The organism is Flavobacterium hydatis (assembly GCF_000737695.1).
Lineage (GTDB): Bacteria > Bacteroidota > Bacteroidia > Flavobacteriales > Flavobacteriaceae > Flavobacterium > Flavobacterium hydatis.
In genome coordinates this window covers 82350-103414 of record NZ_JPRM01000014.1, presented here as the reverse complement: position 1 = coordinate 103414, position 21065 = coordinate 82350, and the positions used below count along the sequence as shown (strand labels likewise).

At 33.0% G+C, this 21065-nt stretch carries 25 protein-coding genes; 2 read left to right on the top strand and 23 right to left on the bottom strand.

All coding sequences use genetic code 11. The annotated features are described in order from the left end of the window. Window positions 1-101: 101 nt before the first annotated feature. The 19 genes from IW20_RS10270 to IW20_RS10180 all read right to left on the bottom strand — a co-directional run bounded on the left by IW20_RS10270 (window position 102) and on the right by IW20_RS10180 (window position 15893). Window positions 102-527: a JAB domain-containing protein gene (locus tag IW20_RS10270; RefSeq protein ID WP_081912468.1), complete on the bottom strand. Its 426-nt coding sequence runs from the start codon at window positions 525-527 to the stop codon at window positions 102-104. Window positions 528-603: 76 nt separating this feature from the next. Beyond that, window positions 604-909: a hypothetical protein gene (locus tag IW20_RS10265; protein WP_035621570.1), complete on the bottom strand. Its 306-nt coding sequence runs from the start codon at window positions 907-909 to the stop codon at window positions 604-606. 11 nt (window positions 910-920) lie between these two features. Then, window positions 921-1979 carry a hypothetical protein gene (locus tag IW20_RS10260; protein WP_035621568.1) on the bottom strand — a complete coding sequence of 353 codons (1059 nt, stop codon included), beginning with the start codon at window positions 1977-1979 and terminating at the stop codon, window positions 921-923. Between the two features lie 2 nt (window positions 1980-1981). Then, the gene (locus IW20_RS10255; protein ID WP_035621566.1) at window positions 1982-2779 is read right to left on the bottom strand and encodes a hypothetical protein; all 798 of its coding nucleotides are present in this window, start codon (window positions 2777-2779) and stop codon (window positions 1982-1984) included. A gap of 26 nt (window positions 2780-2805) precedes the next feature. After that, window positions 2806-3651: a conjugative transposon protein TraN gene (traN, locus tag IW20_RS10250; protein ID WP_035621563.1), complete on the bottom strand. Its 846-nt coding sequence runs from the start codon at window positions 3649-3651 to the stop codon at window positions 2806-2808. 18 nt (window positions 3652-3669) lie between these two features. Beyond that, a complete protein-coding gene (gene traM / locus IW20_RS10245) occupies window positions 3670-4947 on the bottom strand; it encodes a conjugative transposon protein TraM (protein WP_035621561.1) in 1278 nt (425 codons plus the stop codon). 4 nt (window positions 4948-4951) lie between these two features. Then, window positions 4952-5413 carry a hypothetical protein gene (locus tag IW20_RS10240; protein WP_035621559.1) on the bottom strand — a complete coding sequence of 154 codons (462 nt, stop codon included), beginning with the start codon at window positions 5411-5413 and terminating at the stop codon, window positions 4952-4954. A gap of 13 nt (window positions 5414-5426) precedes the next feature. Further along, on the bottom strand, window positions 5427-6035 hold the full coding sequence (gene traK / locus IW20_RS10235; protein ID WP_240478474.1) for a conjugative transposon protein TraK: 609 nt from the start codon (window positions 6033-6035) through the stop codon (window positions 5427-5429). 30 nt (window positions 6036-6065) lie between these two features. Then, the gene (gene traJ, locus IW20_RS10230; RefSeq protein ID WP_035621555.1) at window positions 6066-7262 is read right to left on the bottom strand and encodes a conjugative transposon protein TraJ; all 1197 of its coding nucleotides are present in this window, start codon (window positions 7260-7262) and stop codon (window positions 6066-6068) included. Between the two features lie 16 nt (window positions 7263-7278). Beyond that, window positions 7279-7908 (bottom strand): hypothetical protein, encoded by a 630-nt coding sequence (locus IW20_RS10225; RefSeq protein ID WP_035621553.1) that lies wholly within the window; start codon window positions 7906-7908, stop codon window positions 7279-7281. A gap of 6 nt (window positions 7909-7914) precedes the next feature. Then, window positions 7915-8532 (bottom strand): hypothetical protein, encoded by a 618-nt coding sequence (locus tag IW20_RS10220; protein WP_035621550.1) that lies wholly within the window; start codon window positions 8530-8532, stop codon window positions 7915-7917. A gap of 16 nt (window positions 8533-8548) precedes the next feature. After that, window positions 8549-9238: a hypothetical protein gene (locus IW20_RS10215; protein WP_035621548.1), complete on the bottom strand. Its 690-nt coding sequence runs from the start codon at window positions 9236-9238 to the stop codon at window positions 8549-8551. A 12-nt stretch (window positions 9239-9250) separates the two neighbouring features. Beyond that, entirely contained in the window at window positions 9251-11719 is a 2469-nt protein-coding gene (locus IW20_RS10210; protein ID WP_035621545.1) for a TraG family conjugative transposon ATPase, read from the bottom strand. Window positions 11720-11748: 29 nt separating this feature from the next. Continuing rightward, entirely contained in the window at window positions 11749-12078 is a 330-nt protein-coding gene (locus tag IW20_RS10205) for a DUF4133 domain-containing protein (protein ID WP_035621543.1), read from the bottom strand. Between the two features lie 12 nt (window positions 12079-12090). Further along, the gene (locus tag IW20_RS10200) at window positions 12091-12435 is read right to left on the bottom strand and encodes a DUF4134 domain-containing protein (protein WP_035621539.1); all 345 of its coding nucleotides are present in this window, start codon (window positions 12433-12435) and stop codon (window positions 12091-12093) included. A 139-nt stretch (window positions 12436-12574) separates the two neighbouring features. Continuing rightward, window positions 12575-13054 (bottom strand): hypothetical protein, encoded by a 480-nt coding sequence (locus IW20_RS10195; protein WP_035621536.1) that lies wholly within the window; start codon window positions 13052-13054, stop codon window positions 12575-12577. A gap of 319 nt (window positions 13055-13373) precedes the next feature. Next, window positions 13374-14054 (bottom strand): hypothetical protein, encoded by a 681-nt coding sequence (locus IW20_RS10190; protein ID WP_035621533.1) that lies wholly within the window; start codon window positions 14052-14054, stop codon window positions 13374-13376. A gap of 104 nt (window positions 14055-14158) precedes the next feature. After that, window positions 14159-15031: a helix-turn-helix domain-containing protein gene (locus IW20_RS25325; RefSeq protein ID WP_051885689.1), complete on the bottom strand. Its 873-nt coding sequence runs from the start codon at window positions 15029-15031 to the stop codon at window positions 14159-14161. Window positions 15032-15176: 145 nt separating this feature from the next. Further along, window positions 15177-15893, bottom strand: a complete 717-nt coding sequence (locus IW20_RS10180) for a hypothetical protein (RefSeq protein WP_035621531.1) — start codon at window positions 15891-15893, stop codon at window positions 15177-15179. 346 nt (window positions 15894-16239) lie between these two features. On the opposite strand from IW20_RS10180, the gene IW20_RS10175 reads away from it, so the two are divergent. Both IW20_RS10175 and IW20_RS10170 read left to right on the top strand, forming a co-directional pair. After that, window positions 16240-17919 carry an AraC family transcriptional regulator gene (locus IW20_RS10175; RefSeq protein ID WP_035621529.1) on the top strand — a complete coding sequence of 560 codons (1680 nt, stop codon included), beginning with the start codon at window positions 16240-16242 and terminating at the stop codon, window positions 17917-17919. Window positions 17920-17991: 72 nt separating this feature from the next. Beyond that, a complete protein-coding gene (locus IW20_RS10170; RefSeq protein WP_035621526.1) occupies window positions 17992-18168 on the top strand; it encodes a histone H1 in 177 nt (58 codons plus the stop codon). Between the two features lie 257 nt (window positions 18169-18425). On the opposite strand, the gene IW20_RS10165 is transcribed toward IW20_RS10170, so the two are convergent. From IW20_RS10165 to IW20_RS10150, 4 genes are all read right to left on the bottom strand, one after another. After that, complete coding sequence (locus IW20_RS10165) at window positions 18426-19019, bottom strand: hypothetical protein (protein WP_035621522.1); 594 nt, start codon at window positions 19017-19019, stop codon at window positions 18426-18428. 11 nt (window positions 19020-19030) lie between these two features. Next, window positions 19031-19480, bottom strand: a complete 450-nt coding sequence (locus IW20_RS10160) for a hypothetical protein (protein WP_035621519.1) — start codon at window positions 19478-19480, stop codon at window positions 19031-19033. A 64-nt stretch (window positions 19481-19544) separates the two neighbouring features. Continuing rightward, window positions 19545-20072 (bottom strand): hypothetical protein, encoded by a 528-nt coding sequence (locus IW20_RS10155; protein WP_035621516.1) that lies wholly within the window; start codon window positions 20070-20072, stop codon window positions 19545-19547. Between the two features lie 14 nt (window positions 20073-20086). Next, window positions 20087-20935 (bottom strand): RHS repeat domain-containing protein, encoded by an 849-nt coding sequence (locus IW20_RS10150; protein ID WP_262488113.1) that lies wholly within the window; start codon window positions 20933-20935, stop codon window positions 20087-20089. Between the last annotated feature and the right edge of the window lie 130 nt (window positions 20936-21065).

Below are 21065 nucleotides of genomic sequence, written 5' to 3'. Positions count from 1 at the left end.
TTATTGTTTTGAAGTAAAAGCTTCATTTAGAAAAATCTACAATACAATTATACAAAAAAAATAATACTAGTCTTAATAAAAGTTTTTATTAAATAACGGAGTTAAAAAGCTCCGTCATCTGCAAAGGAATAGTAAATATCCGGAGTAATGATCAAATGATCCAGCAGTACAATATCGAGTATTCCCCTCGCTTCCTTTACTTTTCTGGTTATCTGTTTATCAGGTTCGGAAGGTCTGATCTGTTGTCCTAAAGGATGGTTATGAATCATAATCAGCGATACGGCATTTACTTTAAGTCCTACTGCAAATATCAGTCTGAGGTCAACCACAGTGTCGGAAATACCTCCAGAAGACACTTCATAATACGAGCTCAGAACTTTTTTGAACCGTACTTTCTGACTAACTCTTAGGTTCTGCAATGATCCAGCAGACATATCCATCATTTTTCTCACTACCTTACTTTTCAGCCATTCAGGGTTAAGTAATTCTGTTTGCGAAGAAGTAGTCTCTTTAATCACTACACGCATTCTATCCAATAACTATAGACCAAACTGTCTTAAATCGTCTTTTGTTACAATTTCTTCCATAATACATTTTATAAAATTATACATCAATACAATCTTCCAGCAAAATAAAATATACCTTGCTCCTCCTCTTTCTATTATGACTCGGTTCATACCTAATATATCCATACTCGTTTAATTCCCGTATGCATTTATGATATGTTGCTGGTCCTGTTATTTTTGCAATCTCCATAATTTCATAACGATACACCTCAATAGGATTAATGAAACCCTTACTTATTCTATATTGCAATAACGCGGCATATATACCAATATGAGTAATACTGATTCTATAATCTTTTTCAATTGCTTTAAAAAATTTAGATAAAGGTTGTAGTGTGTCCATTATTTTCAAGTTTATCTACTTGCATGCAGCCCATTTCGTTTGGAATGGTTCATCTGTGCGCTCTCACTCACTTTTTGTATTTGCTTTGCAGTTTCTATCTTTTTATCACCCAAGGCCGTTGCAAGTGCAATTTTCTTCGAGTGACCATCATAAATGTTTACCGATTTAAACTGAGGATTCGCTTCGATGTAAAACTGATGTTCTTTTCCGTTTTTAAGTAAGGTCACCAACTCTCTGTTCCCTTGCCTTAAGCCATCTTGTAATTTACATGCACTCGTTTTATTTGACAATTCCTTTAAGGGCAGTTCTTGTACAGCTCTTTCTAGATTATAACCATAACCAGAATGAAATTCTTTGATGCGATGATTCCCATTAACATCTTTATCATTAAGGTCTAGTTGTGTCCAAGATCCTTCCTTTTGAATGGCTCGTCCCGCTAATAAATTATATGCCTGTGTTGTATTAATAGAATTCTCGTCCTGTATTTTGAAGTACTGACTCCTGTTTTCTCCAGGATATGATTCATTTTGTAAAGTGGTTTTAAAACCCTCAAATTGATACTGTCCATTCTGGTCTTTAGCAAAAGATAATTCATGATGCAGGCGTTCTTTTTCATTGACATAATAGGAAACCGGAATAGTAAATTGCTCCTGACCTTGTTTTATTTGCTGATCGATTTGATTTGACAAATCTTTAAAACCAACACGCTGCACCTGATCGTGCAGCGATTGGTAGTTCTTTTGCTCTTCTCTTTCATTTCTACGTACTGCGATTTGATCTATAAGTGGTGCAACGACCAGTTTACGAACAAGTCGTACTAATAAATTAGGATAAAGTTGCTTTAATATCTTATTCTTCTCCTGCTTGAGCATCTGCAAAGCAAAACGTTCGTCAATATTTCTAGTTCCTTTATACTTTGTTCCAATGCGTTCGTAATGATGTAGTTTTTCTTTAACCAGCGATTTATTATTGGAAAGACTGAAATTAAACAGTTTACTAAAACGCTCTTCCCTGGAGCGCCACTGCTTTAACTCCATCTCTACTCTATTAACGAGAACTTGTTCATTCATGATTACATGGATTGGCTTTTCCTTTTTCTCTTAGCTTCCTTTGGTACTTCAGGACTATCGTCATCAGCACTTGGATTTTGTTTTTTGCTGCCCTGCTTTTCCGAAGCTTGCTGGGTTTCAGATTGCTTTTCCTCTTTGGAATGACGATTGTCAATGCGTTGCAGATTGATATCATACAGATTGATAGTTTTGAATTGTGGACTGGCTTCAATGTACTGTTTGACTTCATTACCATCTTTTAAGAAAGTAGCAGATTGCAGGTTTCCTTTTTTCAAAGAATCCATTAGATCTTCTTTGTACTTAGGATTTTCCAATTCCTTAATTGAATGTTTGGCTAATGTTGCTTCCAAATCATAACCATAATTTTGATGGTATTGATTTAATTTAAAGTTTCCAGCAGCATCATTCTGTTTAAAGTCCATTTGCAACCAGGAATTGTATAATTCTCCTTCTTTATTGGTTAGATCCTTATTTACAGACCTCCCTTCCATAAGATTAAAAGCCTCCTTCATGGTTATATTGTTGCCTTTATTGATATAAAAGGTTTGTTCCAAAGCTTCTTTTGAATTCTCTTTTTGCAATTCTACTTTATAAGAGTTAAAAAAGTACATATCACTTTGGTCAGATTTTTTAAAATTCAAGGTAGCGATGACAGTATCCTCGCCATATTTAACTGTATGATTCAAAGTGAAATTAGGTTCTTCTTTCTGTAATTTTTCTTTTAATTCATTCTCCAGTGTTTCACCGAAACCGGTGTACTTAATCTGGTCTTTTAAGTATTCAAAGTTTTTCTCGTTCATGACTCAATATTTTTAATGATTACTATTTATAATTTAGGAAGCACAGTAACCTGTACCAGCTTTGTGTTCTTAACATGCAATTCAACATGTCTTCCCCCATTTTGTTCCATGAGTTGTATCGCTAAGTATTTTTTCTCCGGAATTGTAAATTTTGGAATTGCAAATACAAAGGTGTTTTCTGCTTCCCCTTCAATTTTTACTACATTGTTCAAGATATAGATTGGAGTGATTTCGATTTCTTGTGAAGCCGTTCGTTTTACTTTTTTGGTATCACGAATAAAAAAACGTAACTGGTCGATATCATAATTGATTTTGGAATTGTTTGTTATTTTTATCCTGTAATACATCACTTCATCACGAATAAAAATTCCGTTGAGTACAAAATCTATATCATAGTTGCTTTCTTTTTCTCCTCGCAGTTTTTTCTTGTCGTAAAAAGCTAGTTTGGAATATTCTTGGACATCTTCTTCGTTTCTAATGTCATCAGAGAAATAAACTTCCTGCGCTGCATTTTTTGGTTTGTTTATACTGAGATTCAATTCTGGGAAATCTTCGTCATAATTTAATATGAAAGAATAAATATTACCATCGGCAGTAACCACGGTAAGATTGGTTTGAAAAAATCCTTTTTGCGCTGCTTTAATTTGAAGTATATTCTCAACACCTTTTGCTTTTTGTACCAGTATATCAGAACTTCCCTTATCTACGCTTTTAATAGCAAAAGGAAATACAATATTGGTTGTTTTGGAATACGCAATCTGTAAAGAATCGGACTCAATTTTGGAGCCATTATTTCTATATGTCTGTTGTGCAAACACACCGATATTCATAAATAATAGAAAGCCTATCATTAGTAAATTAAAATTTTTCATCTGTATCATTTTTAGTTTTTAATTAGAATCTTTTTGCTTTTCATCTCGAACGAGTACTTGATAACCCGCTTTCACAACTACTTTGACCATTTTTACTTTCTTGCTCAGCAGACTTTTAGCAGCTTCTATTCCAGCTCCTGCTGCCTGTGAACCCCAAGAATCATCTAATGAGGCAACACCTAAAGTCTGCATAGAACGGTCAGCAGATGCTTTGGCTACATCACGGTTAATGGCTCCTGGAATGTAAATTCCGATAAGTCCATCCATATCGTAAACAGACAAATCAACAGGGAATAAGGAATTGTTATATCTAATGCTACTTATCTTGATGGTCAGTCTTTCTCCTTTTAAAGATGCTACTCCAAACATGAAATTGTTCTTTGGAATTTTAATGCCACTTATAAAGATGTCATTCATAAGTCGAAACTTTACTGTAACGCCATTTACAATGGTTTGTGTTTCGTGAATCACTGCTTTCACAGCATTTTGCATTACATCCGTATTTTCTGGTTCATCCAAAGAATAAAATCCATTATTTCTTGACTCGCTTGTATTTGTCGCTTTGTTTTGTAACAACGAAACTGGATTATCTTCTTCTCTGGAAGAAATAGAGAATACTTGTCCTCGCTGAGTTTCGGAAGCTTTTCTTAATTTTTCTTGTATCCTGTCAGGATGTTGAATATCCAATATACTCTCCAGCATCCCACCGAGTTGTTGCAATTCAGGATCCGGGTTATCCTGTCCATTATTCATGGATTTCATCATTTGTTCCAGTCTGTCCACATCATCTGAATGAATTGCTGGTTCATCTAATTTTGCGTATTTCTTGTAATCCCTATTTTGAACTGGAACTGATACAGGTGCACTAATTACTTTTTGAAGCGCTTCTAATTTTTGATGTATTTTCTCTTCGTTTGGGTCACGATGCACCGATATATTTAGACCTGCTCGTCTTTTTCTAACAACAATAGCACTGCTATCTTCTGTAGAATCAATATGAAAAGACTGACTCAGATAATTAGGGTCTTTCTTGATAAGCTCATCGAGCTTAGCAGAATCAAGGGTTGCCTGATCATAGTAATTCATCTTATCTAATGCAAGTCCATCTTTGAGGTTCGCATTGGGTAATTTTATATTAAAACCTTTTTGCTGTGGCGCTGCAACATTTGCAGCATCCATTTTTCCACCACCCAATGCCCAAAATATAGCAGTTAAGAATGGTAAAACTAATACTGGTAATACCAATAGCATCTTACGTTGCTTTAGTACTTTTTGTGATTTTTCTTTCTGTTCCATGATATCAATTTTCAAAATTTGAATTATAAAAATTTTCTACTACTGCTAGACTGTCAAGTATTTCGGGACGGTGTTGCACAATACTGTCATACATTTTTTTTCCTGTTGGACTTCGGCCAAGACTATCTAAATACCTGCGGAATTGTATAATTTTCACAAATTCAGTTTTACTCCTAATTATTCCATTTAACGGGATAATCTCTTTCTCTAAGGGTATTGAATTGTTTGGTTTCGTAATTGGAATTACAGTAATATTCTTAGTAGTATTATTTGAAAAACTAGTCACAATCAAATAAATGCTACAACTACCAGTTATCACAATAAAACCGAACAGAATTACTATCCAGTTAAGTCGTGAAAAATGTGATGTCCTTTGCTCCAACCAATGTGCACACTTTTTTTGCAATCGCAGATTCGTTTCATCAAACTTTTGCCATAGACTATTTCTTTTATCAGAGAATTTCATAATCAGTAGTTTATTATTTTCTGTTTTCGGTACTTAAATCCCGATTCTCAATCGTATTCCAACGCTCGATCAAAAAGCCATGTGGGTTATTATCACTTCGCGACACATTTCGAAGATTACCTTCGGTAATCAGACTTCGATAAGCAATGCTGGTAGTACGTATAATGTTTTGGGTGGCATAACATCGAAATTGATAGGGATATTTATTGGTGTCAATAGTTATGCTATCAACTTTTATAGTTTGGCTAACATTACCCGATATAATACCGGAGTAATAGCCATTCTCTTTTAAATCATCGTAGATTCGTTTCGCACTATCATCTGCTAGATAAAGTGCCTTGGTAACGTTGCTTTTAATCACTTTATCATCTGGGTCAAGAGTGAAGAAGAATTGATGAAATGTCTTTACATGATCCCGTGCTTCAATAGGTATATTATCTTTTCGATCCGAAGCATAGGCTTCTAGTGCTTTACCATTAGCTAAGATGTAAACCTTATTCTGCATTTGTGCTACCAGAGTAAAACTCTTGTAAAGCGAAAAACAACTAATTAAAATGCTTCCTATAATTACCAACATCGTAAAGCCACGAACATGCCGAAAAGCAGTGTCTATATTTTTCATTTTACTAAACATGATACTTTTATTTAGGGGTTACGAATTGCCTTTTAATTTGTTTCCCATGTAACCCTCCTTATCTTTAAAATAAGAAGAAGAGTTACCAGAACTTGACATACTTTGAGATATTCGTCCTACAGCATTACCCATGGCATCTGCTGTCATACCAGCTCCTTGGGATACTGTACCCATTGCTGAACTTGTAGCGTTACTAAAGATACTGGTCACTTTTTGACCCAATGCACCACCACCGCCTGCATGAACGATATAGTTGGCAACAGAGGGAACAGTAAAATAGCCCACAATCCCAATAATCATAAATACCAGATAAGCAGCATCGGAACTACTAAAAAAGGTATCCCCTTTTTCATTAACTTGTCCGATATCAATTTTTATCATATTCTCTTGAATTTTACCTATGATACCTCCAAATATATTAGCAACGGGAAGCCATAAATAAATATTAATGTACCTCGCTAACCAGACTGTAAGAGTATGTTGGAAACCATCGAAAACTGATATTCCAAAAACCAATGGACCTAAAATAGACAGCACCACCAATTGAAAAGTCCGAAGTGTATCGATACACAGTGAAGCCGCTTCAAACAGAACTCGTAATACTTCGCTCATCAATTCCTTTACTGAATGTCGAAAATTATAAGAGGCTTTGCTCATAGCAAACTTGATATCATTTCCTATACCATTAAGCATACCTTCTTTTTTAGGATCTTCATCATCATGAGTATATCTGTACCACTTATCCTGATCACCACCTCCTGTTGACCCCACATACATTTTCCAGGGGTCACTATTCTTGAGCGCTTCTTCTTTTTCTTTGAGTAGTCGTTCAATAGCTTTGTTTGATCCTTCCACCATAGCTGCAGTTGCCGTTACAGTAGGTTTCATCACTCCATTAATCATATACAATACCGAAGGAAAAATCATAATACAAAATCCAATAACAAAGGGACGAAACAACGGGTAAAAATCTATAGGTTCTGCGCTGGCAATATGCCTCCAAACTCTAGATGCGATATACCAAATAGCCGCAAAACCAGCAAGCCCCTGTCCTACTCCAAGCAGATTACTACACAACGGCATCATCTCATCATACAACTTTTCCAATACACTATGTAGACCATTCATATCGTCTGCTATTCCTTGTGCCTGACTAACAAAAGGCAACAAAACCCCTAGGATAGTCAATAGAACTTCCTTATTTATTTTTATCATAACAGTAGATATTTAGTTATTTAGTATACATGCTGCGTATTGTATTTACATCATTACACTCCTTGGTACGTTGTAAAGCCAACATTGAAATATTACCATTGAAGCTTCTGATAAACAAAAGTTTATCCTGCATATCAACATATATTTTATCTATCGAAGCAAGCCGCTCTTCATCGGACATTCGCATTTTATTAGCAGTAACAACAGAGGTTAGCTCATCTAGATTTCTAACACTCTGTTTGAATAAATTATTGTACACTCTTTCTAAGTAAGCGATTTCATCAACATTGAAATTTTTACTGTCTCGAAAGCGAGCAAAAGCAGACTTATATTCTTTTACCAACTGTACCTGATAATTGATTATATCTCCAATACGCCTATAATTTCGAACTGTGGGACTAACTTGCATCAACGCATCAAGAAAAGTTTCATGCAGGCTAAAATTTCCTTTAGATAAATCTTTAACTGTGTTATAACCACCACTGAGCATTTCATACCCTTTTTTCATATCCTTAAGAATCTGTTTGAACTGAGTCAATTTCTCTATGTTCAAAATCAATTGTTGGATTTCCTGTTTTTGGGCAGTTAACCTCGAAGGGAACAATAAAACAATAAATGAAACTCCTATAATCAGTAATTTTTTCATGGTATATCAATTTATGCTCCGCAAAACACGGCTGTTTTTTACTTCTTTCAATTCCTTGGCTTTTGATAAAGCCATCAGTTTGGTTTGATTGCCGAAGCTCTGCGAAAAGGCAAAATTATCAAGCATATTTTGATAGATGGTATCAATACGTTTGATTCGCTCGTCGTCCTTCAACTCTAATTTTTCATCCAAAACAATTGTCAATAGTTCATCCATATTAGTATCACAATTTTCAATCAACCTCTCGAATACCCTGTGGATATAGTCAACTTCATCTCCATGGAATAAATCATCTTGTTTAATTTGTCGATAAAAGTTATTCGAGTTTTTTATGATTTTTATCTGAAGTCCTACTATTTCTGTGAGCCTTGCATACTTTTTAATTTTTGGATTAACACTCTTGAGTGACGTGAAATAGTCGCTATGAAGATTAATCTCTCCACGTTTAAAATCGTTTATAGCTCCTAACCCTTTTTTGGCTACGGAATAACCTTTCTGGGCATATCCAATATACATTTGAAGGGCTGCAATTTGCTGCAAAAGCATCTTTTGCTGTTTTGCTTGTGCATTAAGATTACCTATTGTGAATGGGATTATAAGCAATAGTAAAAATATCCTTTTCATGATTTTTTTTTATTTATTACGGAATTCCGTAAAATTTCTTGAGTGATTTGACATCATGCTGTGTTTTGGCTCTTTGAAGACTCAGCAAAACATTCTGTCTATTAAAGAGGATTAGGTCATCATAATTCCCATCGATTTGATCAGCAGCAGCATTAATTATCTCGATTCTTTTGGCATCACTCATTTGGGTAGTAAAAGAATCAAGGACTAAAAATATTTGGTCGATGTTTTTTAGACTTTCATCCAATATCCCAGAATAAACACTTTGCATATATTTCAATTCGTTTGTATTAAAATGAGTATCTTTCTCAAACAAGTCCCACGCTCTTTCGTATTCCTCAACCAAACGAATTTGCTTTTGGCTAATATCTTTTATGCGCTGATAATACGTAATAATAGATTTGACTTTTGCCAGTTCTTCATAATAATCTTTATAGAGGTCTTTTTGCTTTTGTGTCCAATCAGAAATCTCATTCAACTTTACTTTGGAAAGGATATTTTCTATTTTCTTTTGTGCATTCTGTAACCAGATGGTTTTATTCTGCAGTTTTTGTATTCTAAGGTCAATCGCCTTAATTACCTTTTTGGCAACGACTTTTACCATTTCTAAAATTGGTATTACTGCTACCTTTTCTGCTGGTCTTGCAGGAGTGCTAATCAGTAAAAAGCACAACAAGCAGATCGTCATATTCTTTTTTGTTTTCATAATTAGTATAGTTTATTTTCCATTCCTCATATCCATAGCAAGTGCTGCAATACCTTTTCTGATATCACCATCAAACCTTTTAGCATACGCCTGTACTTTTACTTTTTCAGTTTCTTCAGTGGTATACGCTAAATATTCTTCGAGAGATACCTCTGTGCGATATACTTTTGAAAGCGTTCCTCCCAAGGAGATAAATACTTCTTTGTATTTTTTATCGGGATCATTTGCTTTATTCAACGATAGAACCATAGCTTTCTCTTTTTCTGTCAGCCCTAATAATTCCTGTATTTGGTCAAACTTATTTTGGTATTTACTCTGATCTAAAAGTATTTTACAATCGCTATTGTTTATGATAGCTTGTTTAATTATTGGAGAAGAAATAATATCTTCTATCTCTTGAGTAACCACAACAGCTTCTCCAAAAAACTTCCGTACAGTCTTAAACAAATATTTGATATATTCTGCCATACCTTCTTTGGCAATAGCTTTCCAAGCTTCTTCAATAAGTATCATTTTCCTAATACCTTTTAGTTTCCGCATCTTACTAATGAATACTTCCATAATGATGATGGTCACCACAGGGAAAAGTATCGGGTGATCCTTAATATTATCGAGTTCGAAAACAATAAAACGTTCTTTTAACAAATCCAGGTTTTCGGTAGCATTAAGTAGATAATCAAACTCACCTCCTTTGTAGTAAGGTCGTAGTACATAGAGGAAATTGTTCACATCAAAATCTTTTTCCTTTACTTTGTCATTTTCCAAGATAGCTACAAAATCATCTTTCAGGAATTCATAAAAGCTATCAAAACAGGGAAACAAATCAGAAGTACAGTCTAATTTTTCATAGTACAATTGCAGTGCATTGGAGAGTGCCACATATTCACTTCGATTGAAAGTTTCATTATCTTTTTTCCATAAAGCCAACAACAATGTTTTAAGGCTCTCTTTTTTTTCTGTGTCAAGTGTATCACCTTCACTTATATAAAACGGATTGAACCGAATTGGATTCTTTTCATCGTAAGTGAAATAATACCCTCCCACCATATCACACAATCCTTTGTAACTGTGCCCCACATCAACAAGTACAATATGCGTTCTTTGTTCATAATAGCTTCTAAGAATGTGGTTGTTTAGAAAGGATTTACCACTACCCGATGGGCCGAGAATAAATTTATTGCGATTGGTACAAATACCCATTCTCATTGGTTCATCACTTATATCTACATGTACAGGTTTTCCTGTAAGGCGGTCTCCTAAACGGATACCAAAAGGACTAAGAGAAGAACGATAGCCTGTCTCTAGATTCAAAAAACAAGTAGCTTGTTCGGTAAACGTGTCAAAGGTGTCGTTCATAGGGAAATCTGCCGCATTTCCAGGAATGCCTGCCCAAAATATTTGCGCAGCTCCTACCGTTTCTTGCTTAGCAGCTGCGTCCATCTGTGCCAGTGCTGAAGAAACTTTGTTCTTCAGGTCCTTGAGTTCTTCTTTGTTGTCTGTCCAAATCAGCACATTAAAATGAGCTTTTACAGGCAGCCGTTGTTGACCAATGGCTTCATTAAGAAAGTCATTAGTAGCATCACGTGCAATAAGATTCTCTCTGCTATACGCCGATAAAGATTGTAACCGCAGTCTTTTACTCTCTAATTTCTGCAATGTCTTTTGGAAATCCTCTATGAAAATATATTGGTTATAGATATGATTACACGATAACAATTGACCAAGCGTGGAAGCAAATCCGATACTAAACTTGGTCTTGTCCGTGGAATATCGATCATAATTAATTCGAGATCCACAAAGAGCAGGCAGATCAGCGGCATCACCTAAAGTATAAATTTGGCAATGCTTATCACCAACCTGCAAACCATCATCGAAAGCAATATCCTTATAAACAAATGAGTTTGCTGCATCAGACAGGAAACAGTACTTTTCTATGATTCCAACCTTTCTACTGTGACTTCTTAAGTCATCATTTCCCAGACGAGTTAATTTCACAAAACCACTATCTTCCAATATACGTTTGAATTGTCCCGTACTATCAATAAAATCCTGGCGTAATTGCGCTTTTAATGTTTCTACTGGAACTATAGAAGTTCTCAGTAAATTGGAAAATAAAGAACTGGACGTTTTCCTTCCTGCTGGTTTCTTTGTCAGGAAAATATAACACGAATGATCCAGAAATGGACGCTCATTAAAAAAATGATCACTGCTTCGGGTCAGGAAACTGGAATCTTCACTTGTGAAATCCGGCTCAAACTTACTGTCTATAAACCAGTCCTGTTTGTGGAACACACTAAACTTGGGAAGCAACTTTATGGCTTTGAGCCATACCTGATGGAATGCCTCATATTCCTGATCCGACAACGTGAATATCTCAGGTAGTTCTGCCTTAAAAACCACCGTTACATCTCCTTGTTTGGAAAGAATGCAATCGTGCTCTACATCCATAATCGGTAAAATATCATTTATCATCTTTTCCATCTTCCTCTTTTTTTTACCATTTACTTAGATCAGAACAAATCACTTTTCTCCATCATAAATATCTTTCTACTCTGAGATTTTACAGCTTTAGGAATCTGTCGTTTTGCTAAAGCTTTCATCATTCCGTGTTCACCATATTTCTGGCTCATCTTATATATCTTCAGAACCCATAATGTCCCCGAAATACCAATAATTCCGATACAGATAAATGAAGATAAACCTGCTATATATAGGATTGCAAATAGTATCATTAAAGCAATTACTCCCCCGCCCAAATACCAAATATATTGCGCTTTTAACCCTTTAAATTCTATGCTTTGGTTAATTCCTTTGTTAATTTGATATACACTATTTGACATGGTGCAATACACTTAAATCCCAAAGAAGGATTTGATTACTGTAGCAACTACTACCAAGAAAACACAACTACCAAACCATGCAGCTGCAACTTTTCCAGTATCAGGATCTCCTGCATTCCATTTCTGATATACCTTCACTGCTCCTATAAGTCCTAATATTGCTCCAACGGCATACATGAGTTCAGTTCCTGCATCGAAATAACTTCGTACTTGCTGATTGGCCTCGTTAATTCCAGCAAGTCCATCTTGAGCATAGACCTCATAGCTTATTACCATAAGAATTTGCACTAGAAACGTGCAGATAACAGATAATTTTTTCCCAATAAACTTTCTCAAATTCCAGTTCCATTTTTTCATTGCTCATTATTTTTGAAGTTTAAAAATGCTGATAAAACGGAGGAGATTGCCGTTGTCACAATTCTTCTTTCATGTCACATAAGCCATACCGCACAAGGATGGACAAGAGTATTTCCTCCGCTATATTTTTTTTAATTTTTCAGTTCCACAATCCCTCCACTTCTGCCTGAGTAATATCTATAACATCAAGTATTTCACATTCTGTTACAATAAGCTCATTCACAGCTAAGCGAAATGCTGAATCTTTTACAGAAGGGTATTGGTTAAAAAATAATTGAATGTAGTCCAGTACTTCCTGCTTGGCTAGTTTCCTTTTTTTTGCATCTGTGATAAAGTTTTTTAGTTCTTCCACAAGACTATCAACATCCTCAAACGTAGCATCAAATCTTCCAAACGAAGATTGATCGAATGTCATTTGAGGTGGATCCTGATCGTTTAATTCAGATTGGAAGTCTCCATAATTTGGCTCCCCTAATCTGCGAAATTGAAGTTTCCGCTTTCCTACTGTAATACCTTTGAGTTCTTCAAGGTAAAATCGGAATCCTACAAATAAATACCAACTTACTACTAGCAGCACAACTACAACTATGTAATTGCCCCATGAAATGTTTGTAAACATACGCTCATCATTTTATCGTTCTACATTAGTTTCTCGTAATCCCACTTGATGAAATAATTCGCAATCAGGATTGTCATCATTTTATAGAACAAAGAAACAATAGACAATAAGCTACTACAAGTCCAGTTTTTTGTTGTACCCTAATTGTACCCCACTGTACCCTCAATAAAATCAAGGAGAAAAAAAATAAAAAAATATCAAAAAAATAAAAACCTCCCGATTGGGAGGCTAATTTGATGATGAAATAAGCTATTATAAAAACAGTACTTTATATTCTAAAGAGAAGCTTTTTCATGTTTTTAAATTATTACAGCCTTCATTAATACTCTTTAATCTGTTTAATCATTCGCTCCAATGTTTCAATTGCAATCTCCTTATCTCTTTCTTCGGCTACGTAAGCTTTACTCCGCATCGCATCATAAGAGAGATTTACTTTGTTTGGTGTAGACAGAAAAGGAACAATTGTTTTAAATAAATGATTCATTGATTTTGAAATAAGAATTTTTAATTCGTCTGATGCCCTAAGTATGAGCGCTGTCTGATCTGTGGAAAGTTTACATAAAACCTTATTCGAAGGTCTATTCACTAGAGTAAACCTTTCCATTTTCCTTTCTATGACTGGAAAAGGCATACCTAAATAGTTTGAAAATCTAGATTCTACAAATGTTATTAATTCATCTAGGCAAGAAATTAAGGTAGCTGTAACCTCCTTTAAGTTATCCTTGTGCAACTCATTACTCCCATTTATTTCTGTTATTTTATCTAAAAGAAATAACAAGGAAGAATAATAATTCCCTACCAAAATTTTAATCTGTTTCTCGTTAGTAAGTGAAAAAACCTGCACAGTAAACTGTGACTGAATCAAAAAAGTTTGTTGAGTAGCTTTCTTAATAATTGCTCGTGATTGAATCGGAGTAATCATACTAAGATCCACTTTATTAGGATTAAGGGTTGAGGTCACCGTTAAATCCATCCATTCTAAAAGATAGGTTTGAGTCATTTTTTTTACTTTTACTTAGTAAATATTTCTCTCGACTTGTGATCGACAGTACTCTAAATCAATACTTATAGAACATTCTTAACCCAGTCAAATTATATTTATATTCAATGGGGATTTAATTGTAATCGATACTCGGAGGGTGACAGGGAAGTATGCCTTTTAAAAAATGTACTAAAAGAAGAATAATTGTTAAATTCTAATTCATCAGCGATATTGAAAATTGTTATTTGTGAATTTTTCAATAATATTTTCGCTTCAATAAGCAATCCTTCACAAATGAGATCTTTAGCTGTTTTGTCCGTAATTTGTTTGACTATCCTATTTAAATACCCCGGAGTGATACAAAGGGTATCTGCAAAAAATTGTACACTATGTTGTTCTCTACAATATATGCTAATTTGATTTCGAAATTGTAAAACAAGAAGTTCTTTTCTTGTTTTACAAGAAGGAATATTGTTTAGGTATTTGCTATAAATAATTTGTATCTCTTGAAAAAAAAAAGTCATGGAATACTGCATTAATTCATTTTGAGAATCGGAAACTATTACATTTTTTTTCTTAAGTTTTATAAATTTAAAAAGCTGTAACATTAATTTAAATTCAGTCGTATTAAGACTTATACTTGGAGAATTGTTAGTGCTGAAAAAATAAAATAAAAACTTTTGTTGCACAACTAAATTATCTCTAAAGAAATAGTAAGATGAAAAAGTTATCATATACATTTGAAGCAACTCATCCATATTCAAGATGTTACAAATAGTATTTTTGGGTATTGAAATTAAATCCTGTGCATTATAGGTTTTTATTTGATTGTTTAGCTTTAATTTTAAACTTCCACTTCGAATCAATAAGATTATAAAATTGTTTAGCTTGAAAGATTTGTTCGAATCACAAGCTTCGTACTGCTTGATAACACTAACAAACATTTCATTTTTATTACCAAATTTAAAATCTCTATTTATGAAATCTTCGATCATTATTAATTAAACTTGATGCTATAATAGAAGCTTATGTTGTAGTTACATTCCATTGATTGGAAGACATTCATAGAAAAAACAATTATTTCATAGTAATACAAATACCGTAATATCATCATGAAATAATTGTTCTTCTGAATCTAAATTACCTATGAACGTTTAAATTATATTGGGCAATACCAGTTACTAATGCCATTGTCACAGGTGATAAAGAATCATTAAGCGCTCCAACAATTCCACCTACACTATTACCTACTGTAGTATCCCAATCTCTATCTTTACATTCCTTGTAATAAAATGAGTAACGGGCTATGGTTGATGCTGTCAATATAATTCTCTTATCCTCGCTGGTTAATAAACTGTTCGTAAGAATTCCAGATTCAAATGTGATTATAAATTGGTAAATAGACTCAAAATCCTGTGTTTGTAAAGTTGGCCAAGAGTTAATAAAATCTGAAAGACTAGTTTTTGCTGGAGTAGTCAATGTAGAATTTTCAATTGTGGAGGTGACATAATTTTGAGGATTAGCAAGAATGGCGCTTATGGCTTCAAGTGCATAAGGTGAATTACAATCCTGCTTAATACTAAAAGTATTGCTCAACGTGATTAATTGAACTTGTGACATAATAGTTCCAGTTGAGTCAGTGGGTGGATAAGTCGCTAAATAGATCTCGAGCACGTCGTTATGTTGCTTTCCTATATCATCATAAGGATTTGCAGTGTTTGCGGGCTGTAATAGAATCTTTTTAATCTTCAGCATCTTAGCTGTTTTATTTTTCAACTCCTCTGAAACATTTTCTTCCGTAGTACATGATATGATTAATAACGGAAAAACTAAAATAAATAATAAAGTCTTTTTCATAATTCTTGGTGTGTTAAAATATTATTAAGCAATTTTGGTTTGCTCTATTCATTTCACCCGGGTAAGCTGAACTTTAATTTGGCACGATGCCTTAATTTTTGCTTGTGAATTCGAAACAAAACTAAATGGAGATAATATACTCTGCAACACATTCATTGTGTGTTTCCATGAATTGGTGTGTGTATTTCCACGAAATCCATACTACATTTTCTCAACAATTCACTATATGTCAATCGTTTATATTATTTTTGAAGTACAAATACGACAAATATCCCTAAGCCAAAGTATCGAAAGCTAGTGGGATTTCATTACTTATAGAGTAATCCCCATTCTAAATAGATATACTATGACTTCTACCTACTTTATTTTGCTACTATTAGGGGCAACACAACTTCTCGTTGCCCAACAAAAAAATTCAATAATTCCAGATTCACTTTGTAATAAAGATTATGAATATCTGGATAAGCATATTGATATTTTTGAAAAAGATGCATCCAAAGCAATAGTATATGTTAATTCTTACTTAGCTAAAGCTAAATCAGAAAATAATTATAAAGAGATAGTACAAGGGTATAAAAACTATATTTTTCTTCAATCCGATGAAAAATCTAAATTGATGTATAGTGAAAGCATGATTGATGCTGCAAAGAAATCAAAAGACAACGCATTAATCGGATCAGCATATCTCTCCAAAGGAGCTGTCTATTATGGGGAAAAAAAATACACCGCTACTTTAGACAATTACATCATTGCAAACGACTTTATTTCTAAAACAAATGATGACTATCTCATTTACAAAGTAAAATACAACATGGCACTCATCAAATATTACCTTGGTTTATATGATGAATCTATTTTATTATTTAAAAAATGCGTGAATCATTTTAAAAATAATAATGTTAGAGGATATCTCAATTCATTGCATTCTCTAGGGTTAGCACACAATAGATTGGGTAATTATGGCTTATGTAGTGATATAAACGAAACAGGACTAGCAGAAGGAAAAAGACTTAATAACAGAGAGATAGAATCTTATTTTATCCATTCAGAAGGAGTCAATCAATATGGCAAAAAAAATTATAGATTGGCAATAAAAACCATTCAAAGAACACTACCTGCTATTCGTCGTAATAACGATTTTGCAAACGAAACTATTGGTTATTTTTATATCGGCAAAAGCCTTTGGGAATTGCAAAGAAAAAAGGAAGCATCACACTACTTTGAAAAAGTTGACAAAATGTTTGATCTTAAAAAATATATTCGTCCTGATCTTCGCGAAATGTATGAGTTACTCATAGATTATTATGATGCTAAGAATACCCCAGAAAAAGAATTATATTATATCAATAAGTTACTAAAAGTCGATAGCATTTCAAATAGTACCTATAAATATCTCACAGCAAAAGTGCATAAAGAATATGATACTAAAAAGTTACTAGCAGAAAAGATGAAACTAGAAAACTCCTTTAACAGAAAAAAAACTACAGAGCTAATTTTTATTTCTGTTATTGGGCTTCTTATTCTTTCCTCCTCTTATTTAGGATACAGAAACATCAGAAATAAAAAAAACTATAGGAAAAAATTTGCCGAACTAATGTTTAAAAGCGAAAATAGTAAAGATGAAATAAGATTAAAAAAAATACCAGAAAGTGAACTAAACATCAATCCTGATACTGTAGCTGGAATACTTAAGCAATTAGAAAAATTTGAACAAGGCAAGAAATTTCTAGAACAAGACTGGACATTGGTAAAACTATCTGCTGCCTTTGACTCTAACACCAAGTATCTTTCACAAATAGTTTATCATTATAGAGGCAAAAAGTTTGTGGAATATATCAATGATTTAAAAATTGACTATTTGGTTGAACTGATGAAAACTAACAGAATCATCCGAAAGTTTAGTAATGCGGCATTAGCTGAAGAAGCTGGTTTTAGTTCAACACAACGCTTTACAAATGCCTTTCAACTAAGAGTTGAAATCTCCCCTACCTTTTTTATTAGAGAATTGGAGAAACAGCAATTGTAAAATTAATTGCATATCATTTATGCATTAAGAACAAAAAGAATATTTTTGGGTTCTTAAATTAAAAATAAAATCATGAAAGATCTAGTATCAAAAATCAATGCGGAATTCGAAACTTTTAAAACAGAATCAGAATCACTAATCGAGAAAGGCGTGAAAGCTGCTGGACCTAGAGCTCGTAAATCAACTTTAGAAATTGAAAAACTATTAAAAGAGTTTAGAAAAGTTTCTGTGGAAGAGTCTAAGAAATAATATTTGGATATCCACAGTTAACAGCCTTTCTTTTATGAAATCCATATCCTTACAATCTTTCAAGCTCAGAATTAAAGCTTATCGGGTGTGATTTGGATTATCTAACACATAAAAAACCTCGTCAGTATTTGACGAGGTTGGTTGTTTTATTCGTTGTAGATTATCATTGTGGCGCGAAGTCGGAGACGTTCGCACAGCAGCTACACAGCAGCTACACTTTGCGGAGCAGGGTTTACTTTTACACTTTTCATCATACATTATCTTTGTTTTACTATACCTAATTTATTCACGTCCTCAATAGTAATGTGTTTATTAAATTCTATTGGTGTGTTTTTTAACTTTATTTCAAAATTTGAAGTAAAAGTAGCTACATTGGACTTTAAATTTTCATCACTAAATAAAATACTGTCCATTACCTTTTTATTATATTTATAATATAGTTTAATTTCATTAAGTTGTTTAATAAAAGATTTGGAATTATCTATATTTAATCTCTCATTTTGATACTGTTTACTATAAGTATAGAGTATTTTAATTTTACTTTTTGGTTTTATATGAAAGACTGTTGAAGAGTTTGGCTGACCTAATAAAATATTAGAATTATTAAATCGTAAATAGACTCCAGCAAATTTATATTTTTTTTGATGAGTATTTATATTGTAAGAATTTGCAAAAAATACCATTTCTTTTTCATTGGGATTATCAAAGCTTACCAAGAAATGTATAGAAATCTTATTTATACTGTCTTGGACAATTATTTTTTCACAAACTGCAGATATTCTATAATCACTCTGATTTTTTCTATTACAACTAATAAAAATTAAAAGAAGTATTAATATTAAGTTTTTCATAATGTTTTGTTTTAATCAATTATGCCGTTTTGTACTTTAATCAATGCTTTCTGTATTCCTTTTTTCCATTCCGGAGTTGTTCCTTTCCAAGAAGAGTGATTGATTTGCATTTGATAGGCCCCTGCATGACCTACGCCATCTCCAGGTACTCCATTCTTAAAATGCCCATTTCCTTCATGGGCAGCTGCATTTTGAATGTTATTAACTGTCAACTGCTTTCCTTCCCATAAATAACTAGTTAGATTAAATGTCATAGTACGTTCTTTCATGCTTGCAGGTGAATTTTCCATTCCCAAGGTATAAGTACTTCCGTTATTCGACCCAATTGTAAAATATGCATTTCCATCGGTTTTCGAATTTGTTTCTTTTGCATAATAGATAGAGGTAGAATCGTTAGTTAATTCGGATGTACTAAACTGCATGTCTTCGCCTTTAGAAACAACATCTGTTATACCGGCCATTAAAAAACCAAAAGCCACTCCGTTTATGAAATGGCTTTTAATATTTTATTTTTTAAGATGAATTTTAATTTTTATTGTCTTTTTCCATTTTAAAATTTTCAGGAAAAGGCGGTGGAGTAATAATTTTTAAACTTTCATAAAACAATGATTTTTCTTTCTTATCATATATATTCATAATATACAAAACTAAATTATCTAAAGTTTCTAGCTGTTTACAAGTTCCACTAATTAAAGTTTTTTTATTTTGCTTATTATCATTAATTATCATAATATATCTCATTCCGTCACTATAGTTTTTATCAATAGTATCACATTTTGTTAATGAAAGTTCATTTATTTTTTTTGTTATATTATCAATTTCCTTTTTATTAAATTGGACTTGATAGATTGAGTCAATTCCCGACATCCCATTAATTAATACAATACCTTTTCCATTGGGTTCAATTTTAAATGAACTAATTGTACTTTTTTGTTGTACTGATAAATCAATATAATAAGCTATTTTTTGTTTTTTTGTTTGATTTTTTTCACAACTAATAAATAAATTTATAAGTACAAAAAACAAAAAGAAATGTTTTTTTTTAAATTTCATAATAATAAGTTAAGTTATTCTCTATAATAATTCATTTCAGCCTTTATTTCTTGGGCGGTTTTTGGAATTTTATTTTTCTTATAATAATCTTTCAATATTGGCAATAATTTTATTTCTAAAGTACTGTGCGTTTTTGCCTGACGATGTTGCATTAAATTTTCTGCCCATTTTTTAGGATATGAACCATTTTTCACAGCATCATCTATCCAATCCCTGATATCCTTGTCTATTTTAGAATAATTTATCTTTTTATCATCATAATAATCTTCAGCTATATTTTCAGCGTGGATAAATGATTCATGTCCAATATCATCAATCAATCCTTCCAATCTGTCATTTCCATCCGCTCCACCACTTACCTGAATCGAAATTTCCATGCGTCCTTTTTTGAGTTCAGAACCAGTTTGAGCATTGTTATTGCTTTTATTTTCAACAAAATTTAAATCTGTATTATTCTTATCAAATTTACCGCTAGATTCATATTTATGTCCTGCTATAACTTGTCCAGCCTTAGCAAAATTACCTAGAAAAGCAATTCCTTGTTTTGATTTTGCAAAAAATTCAAATGCCTTTACTAATCCAGGATTAATATATTGTCCTTTCTTATTTTTTTCATAAATAAACGAAACATCAATTTCCATACCTGTTGGGTCTGTAAAGACTAAAGGATTATCAATGCAATAAACATATGGCGATACATCGGGATATTTAAAAGCTTTTGGGTCAATATTCATCCATTTGCCAAGAGCGGGGTCATAGTTTCTGGCTTGATAGTCGTACATGTTAAGCCCCAGCTCGTCTTGTAGCTCCTTTCCGTTGTACTTATACTTATAGGGTTCTGTAAACTTTTTTATACAAGACACCCCTTTGTAAAAATTTTCTATATAAAGAACGTCCGGCTACATTTTTTTCTATACTACGAAAGTAGATTTAGTTCAGTTATTTTCCTAATAAATTTTCATTTATGGCAATAAAAAAGCCCTCATTTCTGAG

What these genes read in the sequence shown, in the direction of transcription:
- IW20_RS10270 (WP_081912468.1), bottom strand. Translation starts at nt 527, where the DNA reads ATGCGTGTAGTGATTAAAGAGACTACTTCTTCGCAAACAGAATTACTT.
- IW20_RS10265 (WP_035621570.1), bottom strand. Translation starts at nt 909, where the DNA reads ATGGACACACTACAACCTTTATCTAAATTTTTTAAAGCAATTGAAAAA.
- IW20_RS10260 (WP_035621568.1), bottom strand. Translation starts at nt 1,979, where the DNA reads ATGAATGAACAAGTTCTCGTTAATAGAGTAGAGATGGAGTTAAAGCAG.
- IW20_RS10255 (WP_035621566.1), bottom strand. Translation starts at nt 2,779, where the DNA reads ATGAACGAGAAAAACTTTGAATACTTAAAAGACCAGATTAAGTACACC.
- traN (WP_035621563.1), bottom strand. Translation starts at nt 3,651, where the DNA reads ATGAAAAATTTTAATTTACTAATGATAGGCTTTCTATTATTTATGAAT.
- traM (WP_035621561.1), bottom strand. Translation starts at nt 4,947, where the DNA reads ATGGAACAGAAAGAAAAATCACAAAAAGTACTAAAGCAACGTAAGATG.
- IW20_RS10240 (WP_035621559.1), bottom strand. Translation starts at nt 5,413, where the DNA reads ATGAAATTCTCTGATAAAAGAAATAGTCTATGGCAAAAGTTTGATGAA.
- traK (WP_240478474.1), bottom strand. Translation starts at nt 6,035, where the DNA reads ATGAAAAATATAGACACTGCTTTTCGGCATGTTCGTGGCTTTACGATG.
- traJ (WP_035621555.1), bottom strand. Translation starts at nt 7,262, where the DNA reads ATGATAAAAATAAATAAGGAAGTTCTATTGACTATCCTAGGGGTTTTG.
- IW20_RS10225 (WP_035621553.1), bottom strand. Translation starts at nt 7,908, where the DNA reads ATGAAAAAATTACTGATTATAGGAGTTTCATTTATTGTTTTATTGTTC.
- IW20_RS10220 (WP_035621550.1), bottom strand. Translation starts at nt 8,532, where the DNA reads ATGAAAAGGATATTTTTACTATTGCTTATAATCCCATTCACAATAGGT.
- IW20_RS10215 (WP_035621548.1), bottom strand. Translation starts at nt 9,238, where the DNA reads ATGAAAACAAAAAAGAATATGACGATCTGCTTGTTGTGCTTTTTACTG.
- IW20_RS10210 (WP_035621545.1), bottom strand. Translation starts at nt 11,719, where the DNA reads ATGGAAAAGATGATAAATGATATTTTACCGATTATGGATGTAGAGCAC.
- IW20_RS10205 (WP_035621543.1), bottom strand. Translation starts at nt 12,078, where the DNA reads ATGTCAAATAGTGTATATCAAATTAACAAAGGAATTAACCAAAGCATA.
- IW20_RS10200 (WP_035621539.1), bottom strand. Translation starts at nt 12,435, where the DNA reads ATGAAAAAATGGAACTGGAATTTGAGAAAGTTTATTGGGAAAAAATTA.
- IW20_RS10195 (WP_035621536.1), bottom strand. Translation starts at nt 13,054, where the DNA reads ATGTTTACAAACATTTCATGGGGCAATTACATAGTTGTAGTTGTGCTG.
- IW20_RS10190 (WP_035621533.1), bottom strand. Translation starts at nt 14,054, where the DNA reads ATGACTCAAACCTATCTTTTAGAATGGATGGATTTAACGGTGACCTCA.
- IW20_RS25325 (WP_051885689.1), bottom strand. Translation starts at nt 15,031, where the DNA reads ATGATCGAAGATTTCATAAATAGAGATTTTAAATTTGGTAATAAAAAT.
- IW20_RS10180 (WP_035621531.1), bottom strand. Translation starts at nt 15,893, where the DNA reads ATGAAAAAGACTTTATTATTTATTTTAGTTTTTCCGTTATTAATCATA.
- IW20_RS10175 (WP_035621529.1), top strand. Translation starts at nt 16,240, where the DNA reads ATGACTTCTACCTACTTTATTTTGCTACTATTAGGGGCAACACAACTT.
- IW20_RS10170 (WP_035621526.1), top strand. Translation starts at nt 17,992, where the DNA reads ATGAAAGATCTAGTATCAAAAATCAATGCGGAATTCGAAACTTTTAAA.
- IW20_RS10165 (WP_035621522.1), bottom strand. Translation starts at nt 19,019, where the DNA reads ATGAAAAACTTAATATTAATACTTCTTTTAATTTTTATTAGTTGTAAT.
- IW20_RS10160 (WP_035621519.1), bottom strand. Translation starts at nt 19,480, where the DNA reads ATGGCCGGTATAACAGATGTTGTTTCTAAAGGCGAAGACATGCAGTTT.
- IW20_RS10155 (WP_035621516.1), bottom strand. Translation starts at nt 20,072, where the DNA reads ATGAAATTTAAAAAAAAACATTTCTTTTTGTTTTTTGTACTTATAAAT.